The 3,683-nt window shown below is 67.3% G+C and carries 5 protein-coding genes; all 5 read left to right on the forward strand.

The genetic code is table 11. The annotated features are described in order from the left end of the window. On the forward strand, window positions 1–646 hold a 646-nt coding region (locus tag VD811_07270; protein HXV20770.1), incomplete at its 5' end, for a cobyric acid synthase CobQ. Further along, window positions 643–1,584 carry an adenosylcobinamide-phosphate synthase CbiB gene (cbiB, locus tag VD811_07275; GenBank protein ID HXV20771.1) on the forward strand — a complete coding sequence of 314 codons (942 nt, stop codon included), beginning with the start codon at window positions 643–645 and terminating at the stop codon, window positions 1,582–1,584. The genes VD811_07270 and cbiB, both read left to right, overlap by 4 nt. Further along, the gene (cobD, locus tag VD811_07280; GenBank protein ID HXV20772.1) at window positions 1,581–2,675 is read left to right on the forward strand and encodes a threonine-phosphate decarboxylase CobD; all 1,095 of its coding nucleotides are present in this window, start codon (window positions 1,581–1,583) and stop codon (window positions 2,673–2,675) included. The genes cbiB and cobD overlap by 4 nt, the downstream gene beginning before the upstream one ends. Then, window positions 2,672–3,049 carry a DUF423 domain-containing protein gene (locus VD811_07285; protein HXV20773.1) on the forward strand — a complete coding sequence of 126 codons (378 nt, stop codon included), beginning with the start codon at window positions 2,672–2,674 and terminating at the stop codon, window positions 3,047–3,049. Before cobD ends, VD811_07285 begins: the two co-directional genes overlap by 4 nt. A gap of 11 nt (window positions 3,050–3,060) precedes the next feature. Further along, a complete protein-coding gene (locus VD811_07290; protein ID HXV20774.1) occupies window positions 3,061–3,501 on the forward strand; it encodes a hotdog fold thioesterase in 441 nt (146 codons plus the stop codon). Window positions 3,502–3,683: the final 182 nt, after the last annotated feature.

Below are 3,683 nucleotides of genomic sequence, written 5' to 3' on the forward strand. Positions count from 1 at the left end.
GATCCTCCCCGGCACCAAGAGCACCATCCCCGACCTGGAATTTCTGCGGGCCAGCGGCTTTGTCCGGGCGATCCACGACTACCATGCCGCCGGCGGCCGGGTGGTCGGCATCTGCGGCGGTTACCAGATGCTGGGGCGGCGGATCGCCGATCCGGAATTGATCGAGTCGGAGCGCCCCGAGGCCGAAGGTATGGGGCTGCTCGATATGGAGACGGTTCTGGCCCCCCTCAAGCAGACCCACCAGGCGGAAGGGTTTCTGCTCCCCGCGGCAGAAGCGGCCGGCTTGTCCGGCCCGGAGAAAGTCTGCGGCTACGAGATCCACATGGGTGAGACGACACTCGGGCCTCTGGCGCAGCCGCTGCTGCAGCTCACCCGGCGCTCGGGGCGGGGCGTCAGCCTGGAGGACGGTGCCGTCTCGCCCGATGGCCGGGTCTGGGGGAGCTATCTGCATGGGCTCTTCGACGACGAGGCGACCCGCCGCGCCCTGCTCGACGGCCTGCGCGGTACCCTTCGGCCGGCAGCGCCCCCATCTTTCGGCGCGCTGTCCCTGGACGCGGAGCTCGACCGCCTCGCCGACCACCTGGAAAGGCATCTCGACCTGGCAGCGCTCTTTGCCCGGCTTGTCCCGCCGGGAGCCCAGGCGTGAACGGCTGGCTGGTCTTCGGTGCCTTCGGCCTCGACCTGCTGCTCGGCGATCCGCGCGGCTGGCCGCATCCGGTGGTCTGGATCGGCCGGCTCATCCAGCGCTGGGAAAACTTCTGGACCGCCTGCCTCGGCCGTAGCCGGTTGGCTGGCATCCTCCTCACCGTCTCGACCCTGCTGGTGACGGGCGCCACCGCCTGGGGGCTGCTCGCCCTGGCCGGGGCGGTGCACCCCTGGCTGCAGACGGCAATCGGGCTCTGGCTCGCCTGGACCTGTCTGGCGCTGCGCTCCCTGCACATTGAGAGTCTGGCGGTGGTGCGGCATCTGGAGGCGGGGGAACTGGAAGCGGCTCGCCGCGCCCTCTCCCGCATCGTCGGCCGCGACACGGCCGGGCTCGATGAAGCGGGGATCCTGCGGGCGACGATCGAGACCGTGGCGGAGAACACCTCGGACGGCGTGGTGGCGCCCCTCTTCTACCTCTGCCTCGGTGGTCCGGTCCTCGGCATCCTCTTCAAGGCCGTGAGCACCCTCGATTCCATGGTCGGCTACGAGAACGAGCGCTATCGCGAGGTGGGGTGGGCCTCGGCCCGCCTCGACGACCTGGTCAATCTCGTTCCGGCACGGCTGACCGGCTGGCTGATGATCCTTGCCGCCATCCCCCTGCGGCTCAACGTCCGCGGCGCCATCAGGATCATGCGGCGCGACGGCCGCAAACCGAAGAGCCCCAACGCCGGCATTCCCGAAGCCGCCGTCGCCGGGGCGCTCGATATCCGGCTGGGCGGACCGGCGGTCTATTTCGGCAGGCTGGTGGAGAAGCCGGCTCTCGGCGACGATGATCGGCCGGTGCGGCCGGCGGCCTATCGTGGAGCCGTGTGCCTGATGTACCTCGCCTCCCTGTTCACCCTCGGCCTCGGGCTGATTTCCATTGGAGTCTGGCGATGAAGCGTTTTACGCATGGCGGCGACGTCTTCCGGGTGGCCCGTGAGCTGGGTCTGCCCCCCTCGGCGATTCTCGACTTCTCGGCCAGCATCAACCCGCTGGGGATGCCGCAGGGGGTACGGCAGGCGGCGCTGACGGCCCTGGAGCAGTCGGTGCACTATCCGGAGCCCGATGCCACTTCGCTGACGGCGGCGCTTGCCGACCATCTCGGCCTGCCGGCGGACAACATCCTTCCCGGCAGCGGCTCGACGGAACTGCTGTACCATTCCGCCCGGGTCCTGAGGCCGCGCCGGGCCCTGCTGGTGACCCCCGCCTTCAGCGAGTATGAGCGAGCTCTGCAGTTGATGGGAACGAAGATCGACTTCTTTGCCCTCTCCCCCGAGGACGGCTTTCGTCTTGACGCCGAACGTCTGCTGCGGCGGCTGATGCCCGAAACTGATGTCATTCTGTTTGCTAACCCGGGCAATCCCAGTGGCGTCGGAGTCGAGCCGAAAATCGTCGAGGCGGTCGTCCAGGCCGTGCGCGAACAGGCGATGGTGGCGGTGGATGAAGCGTTCATTGATTTCTCTCCGCACCTTTCGGTCATGGACCGCGTTGCAAAGTACAGCAACCTTTATGTCTTTCGCTCATTGACGAAATTCTATGCCATACCCGGCCTGCGTGCGGGATACCTGGCCGGGCCGGCCCACGGAATTAGCCTGCTGGCGGCGAGCCGCCCCCCCTGGCCCTTTTCGACGGTGGCCCAGGCGGCCGCCGAAGCCTGTCTGCACGAGGAGACCTACCGGCAGCAGACCCTGCAGCTGATTCCGGTTCTGCGCCGAGAATTGACGGCCGGCCTGAGCGCCCTGGGGTTGACGGTTTATCCGTCGGTTGCCAATTACCTTCTAGCCAGGCTGGAAGAGGCCGGGCAGACGGCCAGCGAGGTGGCAGCGGCGCTTCGCGGCCGGGGAATACTGATCCGGGACTGCGCCAATTTCCCGCCGCTGGACGCCCGCTACTTCCGCGTGGCGGTGCGGACGGCGGAGGAGAACGAGAAATTGCTGGCGGCGTTGCGGGAGGTTCTCGGCCCCGCGGCCGGGATAGGAAGGCCATGAGCAGAATCTTCGTGCTTTTCGGTAGCCTCAACGCTTTTCTGGCGGTGGCACTCGGGGCCTTCGGCGCCCACGCCCTGCGCGACCGGCTGGCGCCGGAATCGCTGGCGGTCTGGCAGACCGGGGTGACCTACCACCTGGCCCATGCCCTGGGGCTGCTGCTGGTCGGCGTGCTGGCGCATCAGCATGCCGAATCGTTCTACATTCGCTGGGCGGGGTGGCTGCTGCTGGTGGGGATCGTCCTCTTTTCCGGCAGCCTTTATCTGTTGGCGTTCACCGGTGTTCGCTCCTTCGGGATGCTCACCCCCCTCGGCGGCGTTGCCCTGCTCGGCGGCTGGGCGGCGCTGGCGGCGGCGATGCTCAAGGCGAGATATTAGGGAGGCAGACGATGAAAATCTGGTCGAGAGACTACAGCCTGGAAGAACTCAACGACATGGCCCTCGGCAATATGGCCGGGCATCTCGGCATGGAATTCACCGAAATCGGGCCGGATTTCCTGCGGGCGCGCATGCCGGTCGACGAGCGTACCCGGCAGCCGGTCGGATTGCTGCACGGCGGTGCCTCTGTTGCCCTGGCGGAGACTCTGGGGAGTGTCGCCGCCAATCTGGTGCGGAGCCCGGCGGGTTCCATGGGGACCTGCGTCGGTCTGGAGATCAATGCCAACCACCTGCGATCCGTCCGCTCCGGCTGGGTTATCGGTGAAACCCGGCCGCTGCATCTCGGCCGGACGACCCAGGTCTGGGAAATCCGCATCAGTGACGAGCGCGGCCGGCTGGTCTGCGTTTCGCGGATCACCATGGCGGTGGTGGGGAGGGGGCAGGGGGAGTAGCGGCGGGGCGTAAAACGAGGACAGGAGTTAGAAGGGGTTGGCCAGAGCGGTCGGCCCCTTTTTTCATTCGGGATCCCGGGGGGCGAAACCTGCCGGTTCTCCGATGGTCAGGTCAAGGCCAAACCCAGGGGTTGCGGCCCCTGACGCCGCCTTACTCTTTTTGCTTGCCCAAAAAGAGTAAG

It is taken from the genome of Desulfuromonadales bacterium (assembly GCA_035620395.1).
Classification (GTDB): Bacteria; Desulfobacterota; Desulfuromonadia; order Desulfuromonadales; family DASPGW01; genus DASPGW01.